The following is a 17546-nucleotide window of genomic DNA, read 5'->3' as shown; positions in this document are numbered from 1 at the left end:
TCCGACCGGTTCGGTCGTGACGCCGGAGGAGGCCGTCCGTGTCTTCCTCGACGCGCTCGGCGTTCCGCCGATACGGATTCCCGCGGGTCTCCACGCCCAGGCGGCGCTGTACCGCAGCATGCTCGCCGAGCGCCGGGTGCTGGTGCTCCTCGACAACGCCCGTGACACCGACCAGGTCCGTCCGCTGCTGCCCGGCTCCCCCGGCTGCCTGGTCATCGTCACCAGCCGCAACCAGCTCACCGGTCTGGTCGTCGGCGAGGGTGCCCACCCGGTGGCACTGGACCAGCTGACGTCCGCGGAGGCACACGACCTTCTCGCGCGGCGCCTCGGCAACGAGCGGCTGGTGGCAGAGCCGCAGGCGGCGGAGGAGATCATCAGGCAGTGCGCACGGCTGCCGCTGGCGCTGGCGGTGGTCGCCGCCCACGCCACCGCCCACGCCGGCTTCCCTCTCAGCGCCATCGCCCGGGAACTGGCCGACAGCCACGGCAGTCTCGACGCCTTCGCCGGGGGCGACGACATCAACACCGATCTCCGGGCCGTCTTCTCCTGGTCGTACAAGGCGCTCTCCGCCCCTGCCGCGCGCCTGTTCCGGCTGCTGGGCCTGCACTCGGGACCCGACATCTCCGCGCCCGCCGCAGCCGGCCTCGCCGGGCTCACCCCGCGGGAGGCGGGCGGCCTGCTCCTGGAGCTCACCCGCGCCCATCTCATCACCGAACACTTCCCCGGCCGCTACGCCCTGCACGACCTGCTGCGCGTCTACGCCGCAGAACGCGTCCACGCGGAGGAGACACCGCAGGAGCGGGACCGGGCCGTCGAGCGGCTCCTCAACTGGTATCTGCACACCGCCGACGTCGCCTACCGGCACCTCACCCCGCACCGCCGCCGGATACCCCTCGAACCACTGCCCGCCACCTGCCGGCCCCTGGCGTTCACCACGCACGAGGAGGTCCTGAACTGGTGCGAGACCGAACGGGCCAACCTTGTCTCCGCGGTGCACCAGGCCGCCGGGTCCGGGCAGCCGGGCATCGCCTGGCGGCTGCCGGCCGTCCTCTGGGGCTTCTTCTACCTCCGCAGCCACCTGCACGACTGGCTGGACGTCGCCCAGACGGGCCTGGCCGCCGCACGCGCCGCCGGCGACCGCATCGGCGAGGCCCACGGCCTCGCGGACACGGCCACCGCGCTGCGCACCTCCGGCCGGTTCGACGAGACCATCGACCTCCTTCACCAGGCCCTGGCCGCTTTCGAGGAGATCGGCGACACCGCGGCCCGGGCGACGATCGTGGGCAACCTGGGCGACGCCTGCCTTCACTCCGGCCGGCTCGACGAGGCCGTCGAGTACCTCCACCGGGCGCTGCAACTCACCCGGGCCCTGGACAGCTCCTGGGGTGAGGGAATCTCCCTGACCAACCTCGGCGACGCCTACCAGCGGCTCGGCCGCTACGACGAAGCCCTCACCTGCCTGGGGCAGGCGTTGTCCGTCCTGCGCGCGAGCGACAATCACTGGGTCGCCGGCGTCGCACTCGACATTCTCGGCACGGTCCAGCACCGGCTCCACCGCCACGAGGACGCCGTCGCCCACTACCACCAGGCACTCGAGACCCATCGGAAGGTCGGCAATCGGTGGGCCGAGGGCCACACTTTGAGCAATCTCGGCGACGTCCAGCTTGCCGCCGGTGAGCCGGAGGCCGCCCGCGCGAGCTGGCAGCAGGCACTGGCGCTCTTCGCCGAGTCCGATCATCCGGACGCCGAGAAGATCCGCGAGAGACTCGGTGGTCTCAAGGACGGCGCGCTCGGCTACGGCACCCGTGGTACCGCGTACGGACGGTCCGGTTGACATGGCTCTCCCTCGAACCTCGCCGTGCCTCAGGGGATGGGCACGGCGAGGCTGCACCCCAACAACGGCCGACGGAGGAGTTGGGTTCAACCACCGCGTCGATTCGTGTCGCCGCAGGTGCCCTCGGGACGCCTCGCGCCACGGACGCGCCCGGGACTCCGGTTGTCCCCCGCGTGTCCGCGCACGACGAACGCGGGGCGGTGGCGGGTCCACGGACGGCGGAACGTCACAGCGCTCGAGTCTGTCCGCTGTGCGTGGCCGGACGAGCGGCTGCGGGGCCGGACGGGCCCAGCTCTGCGGCATTCCCGATCCCCCGGGCCGTGGGCCCGGAACCGGCGACCTGTGCCGCGAGGAGCTCCTGTCCCTGTTCATCGAGCAGCCGGGGAGCGGCGGGGCTCGTTGCGGGAGGGGGCTGGGTGCGGTCCCGTGACCCGGCTGCCGGCGGGGCCGGGTCGGTGTCACTGTGCCCGTGTCCCTCCGATCCGGACAGTCCGGCCGTACCGAAGGCCCGGCCGGCGATGCCGGTGTCGCCCGGGGAGAGGGCCCGGGACCGCTCCGAGGACGGCAGCGGCCCGCCCGACACCTCATGGGCGAACTGCTCCCAGGACCAGCCTTCCGTGGCCACCCCTTCCGTGGCCACCCGTTCCGTGGCCACCCCTTCGGTGGCCGCCCGGGTCACGTCGTCCCTCGCCGGTTCCTGGTGCGGCGACTGCGCGGGTGAAGCCGCTTCCCGCAGCAATTGCCGTTCGCGCGCCTTGCCGGCGTAGTTCACGACGGTCGGTATCGTCCCGGGCGACTTGTCGAAGACCGCCCTCAGATCGGCGTTGGTCGTGACCAGACGCAGGAGCTCGTCCTCGAAGGCCATGCGCGCGGCCGGCGATAGCCGGCCGATCTCCTGTTGGAGGCGTGCACGCGCCGACGGCTGGGAGACGGAGGGCTGCCAGGGCCAGGCAGGCATCGGCAGGGGCCGCGCGGCCCCGCCCCGGCCCGGTGCGTCCCCGCCCCGGCCCGGTGCGCCCCCGCCCCGGCCCGGTGCGCCCCGGTCCGGGCCGGAGGTGCCGGTGTCCGGACGGTCGGCGAACGACTCCTCCGCGCCGGCCGGCGCCGACCGTGACGCGCCGGTGGCTTGCTCCCACAGGACACGGAACTCATCCGCCAGCCTCGCCAGGAGGTTCTCCCACTGCACCTCTGCGGCACGCGAGACGCTCGACACCAGCTCGGCTTCGGCCAGCTCCCGGGCCAGCCGTCGAGCCAGCTCGATCTCGCCGTGCCCCTCGGCCGGCCGGTTGCCGCCCACAGAAGGCGCGTCATCGTCCGGCACGGTGCCCCTCATTCAGTTCGGAAGCGCTGACTGCAACGACAACGGGCCGGGGCCGGCCAGCGGTTCAACGACTTGCCGAGGCGGCAGGGCCCGGCACGACGCGGCCTGAGCGCGAAGGCGCCGCTCAGCCCGGATAAGGGTCCATCCCCGGTGCCTCCTTGGCCCGGTGCGCGCCGGCCTTGCAGCCCGCGAAGGGCCCCGACGGGTCCCGCAGCGAAGCCATGACGTGGGCCAGGTAGTCGCGGTGCCAGGTGGAGGGCCCGGTCGCCGGGGAACCGGGACCGGTCAGCTCCTTCCACGCCATCCACAGGCCGTACAGCTGCGCCACCGCCTCCGGATGCTGCCACCAGCTGGGGCACCAGGGGGCGGTGGAGCCGACCTCCCTGCCGTACACGGGCAGCAGCAGGTGGCGTACCCACAAAGTGAGCCGGTGCAGACCGTCGTCGTACTCGGAACCCTGCAAGTACAGGATGAAGGCGGGCCCCTCCTGCTGCTGTTGCGGCGGCTGTGACGCGAGGGTCATGGCGTTGCTCCGGGTTCTCCGTCAGGGTCGTCGTCGCCGGTACTACGGTCCTCCAGTGCCCGGGGGTTCAGCCGGCCGCTGAACTACCGCCTGTGAGCGCGTCGTTGTACGTGTCAGCCGGCGGCGCTCGACCGCCCGGAAGGGAGGAACCCGCGTGCCCGAACGGAACCCGGTCTCCGAGCCGGAGAAGGTGCAGTTCATCTGGTTCGGCGAGGAGATGAGCGACAACGCCAGGACGGGACTGCGAGCGCTGAGCGAGCGGTACCCGAACTCCGAGAAGGAACTGTGGGTTCTGCCCCGGCGTCCTCCCGGGGAGACCGGACGGCGGAGGGCCGAGCAGCTCCTGGAGGGCTACCGGAGCGAGGCGGAGCGACACGGCGTCCGGGTGTTCCACATCCGCGACCACACCGAGGAACTGGCCGGGGTCGTCAGGTCGACCGAGCGCAATCCCAAGTACGACAGGACGACGCTCGACGACATCTTCGGCATGGAGGTGAGCAACCAGGGCCACATCGCCGCGAAGGACCTGGCCACGTTTCTGCTGAGGGGCAAGGAGACAGGCCTGAGCCTGGACCTGTCCCACCACCACATGACGGAAACGGAGTGGCAGGCGGTACGGGAGGACCCCCGGTTCTCCGCCGACGCCGTGGCGCCGTTCGACTTCTCCACCACCGACCTGAAGGTGGTCGACCTTTCGCACAACCAACCGGCCATCAGGCGGCACGTCCTGAACTCGAGCTTCATGCCGACGACCGAGCAGCACGACGACGCCGACATCGAGCCCCAGATGCTGCCGCACCTCGATGTGTTCGCCATGTACACGAGGGCGGGCACCAACGGACAGGAGGTGGCCAAGGCGGCCGCGAGCCAGTGGATCGGCTATCTCGCCCAGATGTCCCGCCAGCAGGTGCGCAAGGGCAACGTCGGCTTCCGTCCTGAGGACAACAGCCGGCGGTTCCGCCCGGACACCATCAACCTCGAGTCCGACAACCTGCTGGGCGCCAAGTACAACACCCAGGACCCGGCCCGCGGGAACATCATCGGCCACATGGCCGTCGCCGCCCTCGCCGACGGCATCCACGTCGTCTACGGAAACACCGGGACACCGACCGGACCCACCGAGCAGGGCGGCATGCCGATGCCGACGGTGGACGAGGCGACCTGGGAGGCCATCACCATGCGGGCGTACCAGGTCGGCAACGTGCGGGTACTGCCGCAGCTGAGCCTGGGCAAGGACAACCAGAACAGCTGGCGGACCCCGGGCACGGACGACCCGGGGGACGTGAGCCGCCTGCAGATGGACAGGCGGGTCACCCTCGTCCAGGTCAGCAACTTGGGTGTCCGCGAGGCGGCCGGGCTGGGCATGGAGGGGCTGAACAGGCCGGCGCATCTGCCCTACGACGTGCACTTCTCCACGTCGGCGGACAACTCGCCGCGGCGCACCCCGAGTCCGCCGCCCGCGGAGGTGAACCTGGAGGAGCTCCGCGGGCAGGTGGCCGGCCTGGCCGTGCCTCGAGCCCCGTCCCCGGCGGGCCCGGGCGTCACCGACCCGGCCGCTCAGGCGCCGGCGAGGCCCGCGGTGAACAGGGCGGCGACCACGCGGACGCTTTAGGCCCGCGGACGGGGCATTCCCGTTCACCGGCTGGAAGAAGGACGGCGAGCGAGGCGCGTGTCCTCGACGGGGACGCGCTTGAGCTGCCGCCGCTGTTCCTGGGAGGTGCGGGGGCTCGACGGTTGGCCCGGAGAGCGTTCAGTTCCTCCCGTGGACCGACCTCACAGCGAGGCGGTGTCGTCCGGTGGTTCAGGGGGTGAACCGTGTCCGCTGCGGGAGCCGTTGTTCCTGCGGCGGGGCGCCGTGGGGCGCCCAGGGCGGCGAAGGGGTCTTCATGAACGCGGAGTTCGTGCTGCGGGCACTGTGCACCGGAGCCGGCCTCGGCTTTCTGCTTCCGGCCCTTGGGACGTCGTCGGCGGCGGCACGCCTGTGGCTGCACGGACTGCGCGTCACGGGCGTGGTCGCGGCCCGTGCGGCGGACGACCCGCGGCGCGGTGCGGTGGTGGTGTTCCGCGATCACCTCGGCCGGGACCGTGTCCTCGACCCGGGGCGGTACGGTCCGCTGTGCGGACTGCCGCAGGTCGGCGGCCAGGTCACCGTGGTCTTCGCGCGGGCGCGGCCGGCCGCGGCCCGGCTGTGGACGCCGCGGCATCTGCTGGCGCCGCCGTTCGGGTGGTTCCTGTGCTCGGCACTGGCCTTCGGCACGGGTGTGATGGCGACGGCGTGAGACCGAGCGGGTGCGGCCCGCGTGTCCTCGCGCCTGCGTGATCGACGACGTGCCGCGCGACCGCGCACCGCTCGGCGCCCTGCCGGCCCCGGCTTCGTGCCGCGGGCACGTCCGTCCGGGGCGTGGGTGCCGTGGCAGCGCTTCTCAAACGGCGCACGCCCCCGGCGCAACCGTGCGGGCGGGACCGGGCGCGGTTGCGCGGGGTCGTCGTACGGCGGCCGGCGGCCGGCCCGGCCGGGAGGCGTGGCCCCCGGCCGCTGTGCGAGCCGCTGCCGTCACCTCGGCGCGGCGCCCTGGGCGCCGACCGGCTTCGTCAGCGTCACCCCCGGCAGGCGCCGTGCGGCCCGCTCGGTGATGGCGGCCGTCTCCGCCTTCGCCGCGGCCGAGATCGCGGCGGCGCCGGGCTCCTTGTACCAGGGGCGCAGCCGGATCAGGGCGGGCCTGACGCCGGTGGCCAGGAGGAGGGCGGAGCCTTTGGGCAGGGCGCGGATCCTGTCGGGTGGCAGGACGGCCTCCTGGCGGTAGGAGTACGAGCGTGACGTGCCGTCCTTGCTGCGGGAGATGCTCGGGGTGCGCACATCGTGCTGGCCGACGAGGGTGGAGACCTTCTGCACGAAGTCGGCGTCGTCCAGGCCCGCGCCGAGGAGCTTGATGGTCGCCGCGCTCCACAGGGCGTCCATGCCCACCTCCCCCCACACCCGGGCGCCCTGGCGGTAACTCTGCAGCAGTGTGACGACGTTGATGCCGCGGGAGCCGAAGTGCGAGTAGAGGTCGGGCAGATCGGAGATGCGGCACACGTTGGCGGCCTCGTCGAGGACCGCGGTCAGCGGCGGATCGAGCCTGCCGCCCATGCGTTCGGCGGCGACCACGCCCGCTCGCAGTGTCGCGTCGGCGATGCCCGCGACGACGCCCGCCGCCGATCCACCGCCGTCCTTGGACAGCAGATAGAGGGTGTCCTTGTTGAGGACGTGCTGGTGGGGGTCGAACTCGGGCAGTCCGGGGTCGGGGGTGACCCAGGCGAGGATCTCCGGGTCGAGCAGGCAGGAGACGGTCTGACGGGCGGTCTCGAAGATGCCGTCCCGGGTCTCCACGGCGCCGCGGACCGTGCCCTGCAACTGCTCGGCCATCGCGAGGAGTCCGGTGTTGCGCAGCAGGTCGACCGGGGTGCGGTCGGCGGGGTCCGCGAGCCAGCCGAGGAGGTCGGCGACCGAGGCCCTGCCACGGGCCGCGGCGAGGAAGAGGGCGGTGAGGGTGTTCTGGGCGGCCGAGATCCAGAAGTCCTTGCTCGCGCTGTCGTCGTTGACGGATGCCACGAAGTGGCCGGCGAGACGTCGCGCGCCCTCGATGGTGTGGCACTCCCCCAGCAGGTCCCACCACATGGCCCGCGGTGTGTGGGCGATGCCCTGCGGGTCGAAGGTCCATACGGTGCCCGCCTTCTCGCGTTCGGCTCGGGTGACGGCGTACACGTCCGACTTGTTCGAGGTGAGCAGCACGGCGCCCTGGGCGCGCAGCACCCGGGGGACGGCGATGCCGGTGGACTTGCCGGCCCGGGGCGCCATGAGGTCGAGTTCCACGTCCTCGTAACTGCTGCGCAGTTCGGGCCCTCGGGGATCCAGGTCGCCGAGGAGGTTGCCGGTCTCGTCCGGGTGCACCTGTTCGCGGCCCTTGAGGCTGGGACGCAGTTCACGGGCGCGGGCCTCGATGCCCTTGGGGCACATGGCGGCGAGCTCGCGGCGGCCGGCGAGGCCCCTGGGCCGGTCCGCCCGGTTCATCAGGAGGCGCACCACGAGGGCGGCGGGGGCCGCGACGAGTGCCAGCAGGCCGAGCATGCCCGCGTAGACGGCGGCGGCCGGTGCCGTGGGCCACAGCGCGACCGGGCCGTCGGTGGTGAGGCGGACGATGCTGGACATGGCGAAGGGCGGGGCGTGGAAACCATGGCCGGACAGGCCCGAGCCGAGGGTTCCGCCGGACCAGACGACCGTGAACAGGGCGAGGCCGGTGCCGGCGAGCGCGACGACGGCCCACGGCAGTTGCTCCTGGAAGTCGCCGCCGGCGCGCGGACCGCTCACGCGGTCCACCTCGCGTCCGCCGCCGGCGCGCCGGTCCGGTCGTGGGCGCCCTCCCCCGCGGCCCGCGCGACCCGCGCGGCGGCGTCGGCGACGGCCTGTCCGACACCCCCGTCGTCGGGAGTCCAGCGGGTGTTGGTGTCGTGCAGACGGCGTTCGGCGTCGGTGATGACGACCTTGATGGGGATGCCGGGCCGGCCGCCGACCTTGATCAGGAAGCGGCCGCGGCCGGGCGGCTCCTCGTGCTCGCCGGAGACACCCCAGCCCGCGGGCGAGGACCAGGACGACACGAGCTCGATCTCACGCCGGGACAGGCCCACCACCTTGCCGAGCTCCTCCATCTCGGTCCTCGGCAGTCCGGCGCACACGACCATCCCGGCCCGCTCCACGAAGCCGCGCGCCTTGGCCCGGTCGGAGTCGGTGCCCAGGGCGTCGGCGTCCTTGAGAGTGTGGGTGATCTTGGCGTCGCCCAGGCCCAGGGAGCGGTTGAGGCGGGTGAGCGCGTCGATGCGGTCGACGATGCCGGAGGCGGCGCGCATCGGGCGCCACAGCTCGTCGAGCACGGTGAAGAACCAGCGCCGGGGAGCGAGGCCGGCGTCCGCGAGGGCGTGCGAGGCGGCCACCGTGCCGAGCCCGTCGGACCAGGCGGCGAGCATCGCGGCCGCGGTCAGCTGGGTGTCGGCCTCGCCGATGCCGGAGATGTCGATGCACACGGCGGGCGCGTCGGGGTTGATGCGGGTGGAGGTCTCGGAGGCGAAGGTGCCGCCGAGAGGGCCGTCGAGGACGCCGAGCAGGGAGCGGTGCAGCGGGTCGACGGCGTCCCGGTAGCGTGCGTCGTCGCCGCGGTCCAGGGTGACCGCCCGGACCCGGTCGGGGCCCTCGGTGAGCACGCGGAGCAGGTCGGGCAGCAGGACCGTACCGCCTGCGGGGGTGCGTTCGCGCAGATGGTGCAGGCACGCGCTCAGCACCGACTGCTCGTGGTCGTCCATCGGGCGGCCCCGCACGATGGTGATGAGCGCGGCGACCATGTTCAGCACGCGCCCGTGCGTCTCGGCCCTCAGCACCTCGCCCGCCTCGCCGCCGATCTTCGCCGCCGCCTCGCCCATAGCGCCGGGGTCGAGGACGTTGATGCCGCCCCGGCCCCGGCCGATGGAGATCACCTGACCGCCCAGCGCCCGCACCGTGTCGGCGTAGTCGGGCTTGAGGTCGCCGAGCACCAGCGGGACGACGCCGGTGGCGGCCAGTCCGATCAGCATCCGGTTGACGAGGGTGGACTTGCCCAGGCCCGGCATCCCGAGCATGAACAGCGAGGGGTTGGAGATGTAGCGGGCCCGGGTGAACCAGTTCACCGGGTCGCCGCAGACCGTGGCACCCGTGATCAGGTGCTGTCCGAGCGGCACACCGGTCATGGGTGAACCGGAACCGGCGGCGAACGGCCACATTCCGCATGCCTGGACCGTGGTGGCCCGCCACATGGTGGGCGGGTCCAGGTAACCGACGCGTCCACCGCCCGGCCCGTGCCATCCGCGGTGCGGGATGTACGGCTCTTGGGGGCCGGACGCGACGGTCTCCCCGCCGTCCTTCTCCTCGCTCCTGCGGCTCACAGCGCCTCCTGCAGTTCGTGCGGGATCAGGGTCTGTTCCCACGGGAGGATCCCGGCGGGCAGGGTGCAGGCGAACGCGGCCGCCTGCATCCGGTCGGCGGGCCGCATCGACACCCGGGAGGCCGCGTTCAGATTGCGGATCGTGACCTCGGCGCCGGCCAGTTCCTCGGCACTGTCGACGGTGACCGTCAGCATCAGTGAGAACTCCACGAGCCCGGCGCCCGACGCCTCCTCGGCCGCGGTCTGTTCGGCTGCCAGCATCTCGGAGGCCGCGCGGGCCCGCACCATGCCCCGGCCGGATGTCGCCATGAACTGGGCGCTGCGCCGGTCAGCCTCGACGATCCGCGCCGAGGTGCCCGGGTCGATGGGCCGGTAGACCAGCGCGACCCGCTTGCGGCGGGTGCCGGGAGCAGCCTCCAGCATGCCCCTGAGCACCGAGGACCGGACCGTGCCGCGCGGCGCCAGCGTGAGCAGCCAGGTCCGGGACACGCCCGAGTCGTGCTGGTAGCTGTTCACCGTCTCGACGGCGGCGGCCGGTCCCGCGTCGTCCCACTCCAGGCCGGTCCTGCCGTGCCGGGCGCGGGCGTCGAGGACGTCGGCGGCGACGGCGGGGTCGTAGGCGACGCGGACGACCTCGGCGATCCGCTCGGCCGACAGCGGGTAGGCCGTGCCGCCGCCGGCCGCGACGAGTCCGCTGAGCAGGCCGGGGATACGGATGGCAAGGTCGGAGATCACGTCCTCCGGCTTGCGCTTGTGGCCAGGGGGGACGCCGTAGGTGAGGGTGACGTAGGTGTGCATCTCGGACGAGGCGGTCGGATAGCGTTCGACGACTTCCTCCATCACGGCGCGGGCGGCGGCCGGCGCGTCGGGATGGATACGGGGCAGCACCTCGTGGGCGAGCCGGGTGCCGGGGTCGGGGGCGGTCTCCACGATCAGGGTGGCGCCGCGCAGCCCGGGCTCGTGGGCCAGCCGGGCCAGCCACTCGCCCCACAGCGCGACCCAGACGTCGACCTGACCCGGGTCGACCAGGGCACCGCCGTCGGGGTCGCAGCCCAGGACGATCGTGTACTGGTTGCGGGCCCGGTGATGCAGGACGCCGAAGGGCCGGTCATAGGCGTCCCGCCCCTCCGTCGCGGTGACCTTGTTGAGCAGGCCCGGCGGACGGAACCGGCCCCCGGGCCGGGAGGACAGGGGTCCGGACGCGTAGAGGTGCGAGCCCTTGGCCTTGCGGCGCCACCAGCCGACGCGCAGGGCCATCAACTGGTAGACGTTGCGCCCGTCCTGGGTGCGGATGGCGAGCGGCACCAGGAACAGCGCGACGGGGACCAGCACGGCCAGCGCGGCGTACAGCGAGATCAGTGAGGCGAGCAGGGTGACGACCAGTCCGCCGAAGACACCGAAGGTGCCGACGAGGCCGAGCGGTCCGAGTCCGGGCCGGCGTGGCCGGCGCCAGTTTCCGTAGGTCGGATGGGTGACGGCTTGCGTGGACAAGAGGGTCCGGTTTCCCTTCGTGAAGTGACGTGTCAAGGCGCCGCGAGGGGCGGGGAAGGACCGCCGGACTCCCTCGAGAGGGCGGCGGACCGGCGGTACCCGGCAATGGCCGACGGCACGCGCGGTGCGGGACCACCCGCGGCCTTTCGACGGGGTGCCTGCTAGGTGTTGTGGCCCCGTTCCCCATCGGCGCCGTCCAGGGCGCCCGAGGCGGTCCGGCCGACGATCTTCGCCGCGGTCACCGCTGCGGCGACGGCGGCACCGGCCGGTCCCCCGGCCGCGGCTCCCGCCCGGCCCGCACCACCGGCACCCGCACCACCCGCGCCCGCACCACCGGCACCCGCACCGCTGGGGCCCGCGCCCCCGGCACCCGCACCACTGGGGTTCGCGCCCCCGGCACCCGTGCCCACGGCACCCGCACCCGCACCCGCACCCGCGGCACCGCCCCGTCCCACGCCCTTCACGGCGGTCGCACCCGCAGCTCCGCCCGGGCCGGCGGAGCCCTGCGCACCCGCCGAACCGCCGGACCCGGAGGGCCCCTTCGAACCGGCGGCACCCGCCTGCCCGCCGACACCGCCACCGCTGCCGCCACCGCTGCCGCCGACCGAGCGGGCGCCGGTGGGCAGCGCACCGCCCACCGCCGACAACGCGTCGGACACGGGGGCGCCTCCGCCGAGGGCGGCGGTGGCGGGCACCACGAGTTTCAGCAGCGCGGGCAGGGAGACCGCGGACAGCAGCATCAGGCCGATACCGGCGATGCGTTCGTTGACGTCGCCGCCGCCCTGGCCGTCCGACGTGGTCATCGCCGATCCCGCGTACAGCACGAGACCGGCCGCGGGTTTGTACAGCAGCCAGGCGATCATCCAGCCGATGTGCTTGCGCCACCAGCCGGCGCCCCAGTCGGTCATCGAGGCCGCCGCGGCCAGCGGGAGGGTGCCTAGGAGCAGGATCATGGCGCCGAGCCGGATGTACATGAGGATCATGTGGATGACCCCGGCTATCAGCAGCAGGAAGGCGAGGATCAGCAGCAGGAAGGACTGGATTCCGGAGTCGCCCGAGCAGGGCCCTATCTGGCCCAGCTGCTTCTGCGCGCCCTCCTTGAAGAGGTGTGAGGCGTAGCCGTCCGCGACGGTCGCCGCCGCCGTGAAGACGGTGGTGGCGGCGCCCGAGACCAGGATGACCCGCAGGACGCCCTTCAGCGCGGTCACACCCGCGGTGCCGCGCCGTTCCAGTGCCATACGGATCGCCGCGACGATCAGTGAGCCGACCGCGAGGTAGACCACCAGCCATTGCGTCTGGCCGTCGACGTTCTTGGCCGTGGCCGTCCCGGTCAGGGTCGGCACGCCGGTGATCAGCGCCCCGAACACGGCGACCGCACCGGCGAGGACGGCCCTCGCGATCACCTCGATGATGGTCCCGATGGGGTCGCCGAGAAAGTCGAAGAAGCCCTTCACCACGTCGAGGGCCGGATCACCCGTCGAGCAGTTCATGTCAGATCCCCCACAGGGTGTAGCCATTGGTGTCGCCCTGGACGGCCGTCACCGGCGAGTGCAGGGAACCGTCGCTGTTGGGCAGGACCTTCCAGTCGCCGCCGCTCCAGCGCAGCACGATGGTGGTCGCCGCGTAGCCCTGGCCCGTCCTGAGCAGCAGCTTCACGGTGGCGGCCGTGCTCTTGTACGAGGTCACCGAGAAACCGGCGTAGGAGGCGGCGGACGTACCGCCGGACCCCTCGCCGCCGTCGATGCCCTGGACGGTGGAACGCTGGAAGACGAACAGGTCGCGTCCGTGCCCTGCCACGATCTGCTGCTGAGCGACGGCCCGCCAGCCCGAGCCGCTCATCTGCGACGGGATGACGTGGGCGGCGAGCACGGCGCCCAGGGGCGTGCGCGCGAAGCACCACCGCACGTCCCCCGTCGTGCGCGTGGGCCCCGCCGAGGCGGAGACGGGCACGCGCGTGACGCCGAACGTGTGCCAGCTGACGTCCTTCGGCGGGCTCTTCGGCAGCGCGTCGCCGGTGCTGTCGTCGGTGCTGCAGCCCTGGGGGCGGCCGTTTCGCGCTGCCGCGCCGCCGGACAGCGGGCCGGGCGGCGCCGCGCCCACGCGGTCCGCGCCGGTGTCCTGACCGGACGTCAGCGCGACGATCCCGCCCAGCACCAGCACGACGGCGAGGAACCCCGCCGACAGCTGCCAGCTGCGCTGCTTCCAGTACGGCTCCGGCTCCCCGGCCGGCCGCTGTTTGCGTGTGAACATCCCGACCGCCCGCCGGCTCACGCGAAGACGAAGCTGACCAGCGGGCCCGCGGTGGCCACCAGGACACAACCGCCGAGCACCATGCCGAGACGGCCCATGTGCTCCGAACTCTCGCCCCGCTTCAGGGAGATGGCCATCATCGCCCCGGTGATCAGCACCCCCGCGACGCCGGCGGCGGTGCCCGCCCAGGCGGCTATGCCGAGGACGGTGTCGACCTTCTTCGTGAGCGACGCGGGGGCGTTGCTCTTGGGCTGGGGAACGGCAGCCGCCAGCTCGGTGGGCAGCAGAGATGCCATGACATGGGAGGATTCGTGCAGCAGTGAGGACATGCGGATCTCCGAGGATGAGGTGCCCCGCCCGGGCGGCGGGCGAGTGGGGGACTGCGGGAACGGCCGTGTCTGGAGGGCGCTGAGGCCTGTGGCTAGGGGCCGAGGAGCGACAGGTCACCGAGGAACGTGACGAGCGGACCCGCCGTCGAGGCGACCAGGCAGCCGAGGGTGACGAAGAAGACGCCGCGCAGGTGCGCGCCGCCCTCACCGGGGTCTCCCCGGTTGAGCTGTATCGCCATGTTCAGGCCGACGATCAGCAGGCCGGCGACGCCGGCGGCCGTGGCGCACCAGGCGAGGATGCCGAGGATCGTGCCGGCGCCGGCGGGCGGCTGGTAGGCGGCGGCGGTCAGGACAGGGGTCACGACCCGGCTCCCTCGTGCTGCGCCTGACCGCCCACCAGCTCCGCGAGCGTGGCGAGTTGCCGGGGCAGGGACTCCGGCGGCCGGCCCAGCCGCCAGGCCGGTATCCACGGCACCCGGTGTACGTGCGTGACGGAGCGCAGCACACGGATACGGTTCAGCAGACCGAGCGGCAGCCGCCCGGGGGCGTCGGCGACGAGGACCACGCCGAGCAGGTCGAGTCCCTGCGGGGGCCGGCCCTCCTCGAGGGCACCCAGCGCCTGGGAGACGGAGCGCAGTCCGCGCGCGCTGGTCCGGCCGACCAGTACGATCCGCCGCGGCTCGCCCCGCGTCGGCTCGGGCCAGCGGGACCCCAGGTCCACTCCGCCGAGGGCCTCGGCCAACGACGTCGCACCGGCCCCGCCGTGTGCCTGGACCCACCCGATCCCGTCCGGGGCCTTCCCACTGCCCGCCTCGACCCGTCCGGGCTCGTCCGGGGCGGGTCCGGGCGTACGGTGCGCGCCGCCGGCGGCGGGCGGCTGCGGGTCCGAAGGCGCCTGGGGCCGGGGGGACTTCGGTCCCCGTACCCATCGTGACAGGCCCGCCGGCGTGGCCGCATGTGTGCCCATGTGTGCTCCGTCCCCCTCTTCGTTCGTGGTCTTGCCGCTTGACGTCATCTGGTTTTCACGGTTTTGAACCCATTCGCTCCGAGGCCCGTTTGGATCTGCCGAGCCCGTCGGGCAGCACAACGGGCCATCCGGCCACAACGGTTCAAGGTGATGGGAAGCAGGCACGAGGCCCATGGGTTCCGCAACGGGAGAGAAGGCAGGGGACGGCTCCTCGACAGCCGTCCGCAACGCCGTCGCCGCCGGCACGGGCTGCGGCTGCCTGCTGTCACCGGTCGTCCTGACGGGCGCCGTGATCATCGTGATCATCATCGGCGGTCTCGGGGTGCTGCTGGCCCCGCTCGTGGCGCTGATCCTGTTCTTCGGCGGGGGCGGCGGCTCCGACGTCCCGGCGCTCACCGACCGGGTGATCGCCACCTTGCAGGGCGACGGCTCCGGAAAGCTGGACACCTCGACCGTCCCCCACGACCTGGTGAAGCCCATTCAGGACGCCGGTGAGCTGTGCGACGCGGTCGGCCCGATCGTCATCGCGTCCCAGATCGAGAAGGAGTCCGCGTTCAAGGCGTCCCTGGTCGGCCCGCGCGGCGAGCGGGGACTGTCGCAGCTGCCGCCCGAGATCTTCACGCGGTACGGCAAGGACGACAACCACAACGGCAAGGTCACCGCCCTGGACGCGGAGGACTCGATCATGGCTCAGGGCCGCTACATGTGCGATCTGGCGAACCGGGCCAAACAGATGATCGACGACGGGGAGATCGATCGGACCGGCACCGCCAACAGCGTTCTGGACCTCGCCCTGGCGGGCTACCACGTCGGCATGGACGCCGTCCGAACGGCACAAGGGGTGCCGAAGACCAATGAGGCCCAGGGCTACGTTCTCGCCGTCCGCGCCCAGTTCGCCAAGTTCGCGGGCATCGCCGCCCCGTCCGGCGGCGCCACCCCGGGCAACACCCCCGGCCCCGCCTGATCGTCCCCAGTCACTTCCGCTCCCACCGTACGAGGAGGACGGCCCATGACCCGCTTCGAGGTGCGCATCACCGGCGAAGAGCGCGCCGAGATCGGCGGACAGCCACTCGTTCCCGAGCCGGGCCAGTGCGTACGGGACGCCGTACTGGACCGGTTGCAGCAGTTCGCACGGGAGCGCGCCGCCACGGTGGCGGCGACGGTGGACGACGGCTCCGGCGCCGCCGGCTTCCTCGTCCAGGTGTCGCCGGACGGGTCGAGCCGTGTGCTCGGTCCCGGCACAGCGCAGGTCCGGCCGGTCCCGGACCGCCCTGAGCCGTGCGAGCCACCGAAGTCACCGGAAGCCGGCCCGGTCCCTGAACCCGGCCCGGCGCCGGTATCCGCCGTCACCACCGGGGGCGGTGCCCGCGCCACAGCCGACGCCCCCGTTCTTCCCGCCGAGCACGCCGAACGGATCGGCCGGATCAACGCGCTGGCGGCCGGTGGCCGGCTCCAGGAGGCGTGTGCCGACGCGAGCGCGCTGCGCGAGGACCTGGCCGGCTCCCTGGGGCCCGGGCATCCGCACGCCCTGGAGGCCCGGGCGGTGGAGGCGTATCTGGCGCATCTGCGCGGCGACCACCGGGAGGCCACCGTGCTGGCCCTGGGCGTGGCCCGGATCCGGTGCGGGGCCCGGGACGGGCGGGCGTCGGCGGAGGTGGCGCGGGCCGCGGCGGCCTGGCAACGGATCGACGACGACAGGGCCGCCCTCGTCCACGGGCGCGAACTGCTGCACATGTGGGACCGGTTGCTGCGCGTGGGCCTGCTTCCGCCCCGCGACACCGCACTCGTCGGTCAGGTCCGCAGGCGGGTCGACGCACTGGCGGCGCGCGTCTGAGCCACCGCGGGCAGGCCGCGCACACATCGGCGCACACCATCCCTGACCTGCTCGTCCATCGACCCGTACAACCGGCGTCAAACGAACGTTGGAACGCTCCTGGCGACACTTCGTGCCCAGCAGACTCCGGCTCCCCCCTTCCGGCCGGGTCGCTCACCCAGGGAGCAGGAGCACAGCCATGAACATGAGCGTGATCGGATCGGCGGGCGCGGCCACTCCGGAGGAACGGGCACTGCGCGATCTCTACCTGCTGCACGGCCCGGCGCTCTATTCGTACGTGCTGCGCATGCTGAGCGGAGACACGCACCGTACGGAGGACGTCGTCCAGGAGACGCTGCTGCGGTGCTGGAACAAGCAGAATCTGGTCGACGACGAGGAAATGTCGGTGCGTCCCTGGATGTTCCGGGTCGCCCGCAACCTGGTCATCGACGCACACCGCGCGCGGGCGAAGCGGCCTCAGGAGGTCGGCGGCGCCACCTGGGTGAGCGAATTGGGCGTCGAGGCCGACCACGTCGACCGGATGCTGTCGTCCATGGTGGTGCAGGACGCCTTGCAGACCCTGACCCCCGCGCACCGTGAAGTGCTGCGGGCGACCTTCTTCGCGGGCCACAGCACCCAGCAGGCGGCCTCGGCCCTCGGCGTCCCGCAGGGAACCGTGAAGTCCCGCGTGTACTACGCCTTGCGCAGCCTCAGAACGGCGCTGGAAGGGCAAGGGGTGCGCTAGGCCCTGTCGTCAAACGGACGACGGGAATTCGACGACAGGACCTAGACGCCGAACTCCGTCACCCGCTCGCAGGCCGGCCGCTTCCCGCGGGTGATCACCGGCTTCCCCTCCCTTTCCTGACCGAACACACCATCAACCCGGGAGTCCCCTCGTGAACCCGCCCCCGCGGCGCACCGACCACGCCCGCAAGGACCCGGTCGCGCCCCTCTCCTTCGAGGACTGGCAGACGCGGCCCCGGTGCCGCTCGGAGATCCGGCTGCCCGCGATCCGGGCCGTCGGCTCCCACACCCGGCTGTGGGTGCGCCACTGGCTCCGCGAAGCCCGC

General features: G+C 72.9%; 16 protein-coding genes. 6 read left to right on the top strand and 10 right to left on the bottom strand.

The window, feature by feature from the left end; all coding sequences use genetic code 11:
* The coding region (locus tag IE249_RS39130; RefSeq protein WP_229859696.1) for a tetratricopeptide repeat protein at positions 1-1834 on the top strand (1834 nt) is incomplete at its 5' end.
* Between the two features lie 226 nt (positions 1835-2060).
* On the opposite strand, the gene IE249_RS31750 is transcribed toward IE249_RS39130, so the two are convergent.
* Together IE249_RS31750 and IE249_RS31745 are read right to left on the bottom strand one after the other, a co-directional pair.
* On the bottom strand, positions 2061-3155 hold the full coding sequence (locus IE249_RS31750; protein WP_189710406.1) for a hypothetical protein: 1095 nt from the start codon (positions 3153-3155) through the stop codon (positions 2061-2063).
* 124 nt (positions 3156-3279) lie between these two features.
* The gene (locus IE249_RS31745) at positions 3280-3678 is read right to left on the bottom strand and encodes a DUF4913 domain-containing protein (RefSeq protein ID WP_189710404.1); all 399 of its coding nucleotides are present in this window, start codon (positions 3676-3678) and stop codon (positions 3280-3282) included.
* Positions 3679-3832: 154 nt separating this feature from the next.
* Between IE249_RS31745 and IE249_RS31740 the strand changes: the two genes are divergently transcribed.
* Both IE249_RS31740 and IE249_RS31735 read left to right on the top strand, forming a co-directional pair.
* The gene (locus IE249_RS31740) at positions 3833-5290 is read left to right on the top strand and encodes a hypothetical protein (protein ID WP_189710402.1); all 1458 of its coding nucleotides are present in this window, start codon (positions 3833-3835) and stop codon (positions 5288-5290) included.
* 274 nt (positions 5291-5564) lie between these two features.
* Complete coding sequence (locus IE249_RS31735) at positions 5565-5957, top strand: hypothetical protein (RefSeq protein WP_189710400.1); 393 nt, start codon at positions 5565-5567, stop codon at positions 5955-5957.
* Between the two features lie 275 nt (positions 5958-6232).
* Here IE249_RS31735 and IE249_RS31730 read toward each other — a convergent pair whose 3' ends face one another.
* From IE249_RS31730 to IE249_RS39125, 8 genes are all read right to left on the bottom strand, one after another.
* Positions 6233-8026 carry a type IV secretory system conjugative DNA transfer family protein gene (locus tag IE249_RS31730; protein WP_189710398.1) on the bottom strand — a complete coding sequence of 598 codons (1794 nt, stop codon included), beginning with the start codon at positions 8024-8026 and terminating at the stop codon, positions 6233-6235.
* Positions 8023-9561 (bottom strand): putative type IV secretion/conjugal transfer ATPase, encoded by a 1539-nt coding sequence (locus IE249_RS31725; RefSeq protein ID WP_189710430.1) that lies wholly within the window; start codon positions 9559-9561, stop codon positions 8023-8025. The genes IE249_RS31730 and IE249_RS31725 overlap by 4 nt, the downstream gene beginning before the upstream one ends.
* 62 nt (positions 9562-9623) lie before the next feature.
* A complete protein-coding gene (locus IE249_RS31720) occupies positions 9624-11117 on the bottom strand; it encodes an SCO6880 family protein (protein WP_189710396.1) in 1494 nt (497 codons plus the stop codon).
* Between the two features lie 161 nt (positions 11118-11278).
* Positions 11279-12607 carry a UbiA prenyltransferase family protein gene (locus IE249_RS31715; protein WP_189710394.1) on the bottom strand — a complete coding sequence of 443 codons (1329 nt, stop codon included), beginning with the start codon at positions 12605-12607 and terminating at the stop codon, positions 11279-11281.
* A 1-nt stretch (position 12608) separates the two neighbouring features.
* Positions 12609-13367: a DUF8175 domain-containg protein gene (locus IE249_RS31710; RefSeq protein WP_189710392.1), complete on the bottom strand. Its 759-nt coding sequence runs from the start codon at positions 13365-13367 to the stop codon at positions 12609-12611.
* Between the two features lie 17 nt (positions 13368-13384).
* The gene (locus IE249_RS31705; RefSeq protein WP_229859694.1) at positions 13385-13663 is read right to left on the bottom strand and encodes a hypothetical protein; all 279 of its coding nucleotides are present in this window, start codon (positions 13661-13663) and stop codon (positions 13385-13387) included.
* Positions 13664-13788: 125 nt separating this feature from the next.
* Positions 13789-14058 carry a hypothetical protein gene (locus IE249_RS31700; RefSeq protein WP_229859692.1) on the bottom strand — a complete coding sequence of 90 codons (270 nt, stop codon included), beginning with the start codon at positions 14056-14058 and terminating at the stop codon, positions 13789-13791.
* Positions 14055-14438, bottom strand: a complete 384-nt coding sequence (locus IE249_RS39125) for a hypothetical protein (RefSeq protein WP_229859690.1) — start codon at positions 14436-14438, stop codon at positions 14055-14057. Before IE249_RS39125 ends, IE249_RS31700 begins: the two co-directional genes overlap by 4 nt.
* Positions 14439-14835: 397 nt before the next feature.
* On the opposite strand from IE249_RS39125, the gene IE249_RS31690 reads away from it, so the two are divergent.
* The 3 genes from IE249_RS31690 to IE249_RS31680 all read left to right on the top strand — a co-directional run bounded on the left by IE249_RS31690 (position 14836) and on the right by IE249_RS31680 (position 17221).
* Positions 14836-15627, top strand: a complete 792-nt coding sequence (locus IE249_RS31690; RefSeq protein ID WP_189710387.1) for a lytic transglycosylase domain-containing protein — start codon at positions 14836-14838, stop codon at positions 15625-15627.
* 45 nt (positions 15628-15672) lie between these two features.
* On the top strand, positions 15673-16497 hold the full coding sequence (locus tag IE249_RS31685; protein ID WP_189710385.1) for a hypothetical protein: 825 nt from the start codon (positions 15673-15675) through the stop codon (positions 16495-16497).
* A 178-nt stretch (positions 16498-16675) separates the two neighbouring features.
* Positions 16676-17221: a sigma-70 family RNA polymerase sigma factor gene (locus tag IE249_RS31680; RefSeq protein WP_189710383.1), complete on the top strand. Its 546-nt coding sequence runs from the start codon at positions 16676-16678 to the stop codon at positions 17219-17221.
* Positions 17222-17546: the final 325 nt, after the last annotated feature.

This window comes from Streptomyces anandii JCM 4720 (assembly GCF_014650655.1).
GTDB lineage: Bacteria > Actinomycetota > Actinomycetes > Streptomycetales > Streptomycetaceae > Streptomyces > Streptomyces anandii.
Note: the sequence above shows the minus strand (reverse complement) of the source record. Positions and strands in the feature narration are given on the sequence as shown.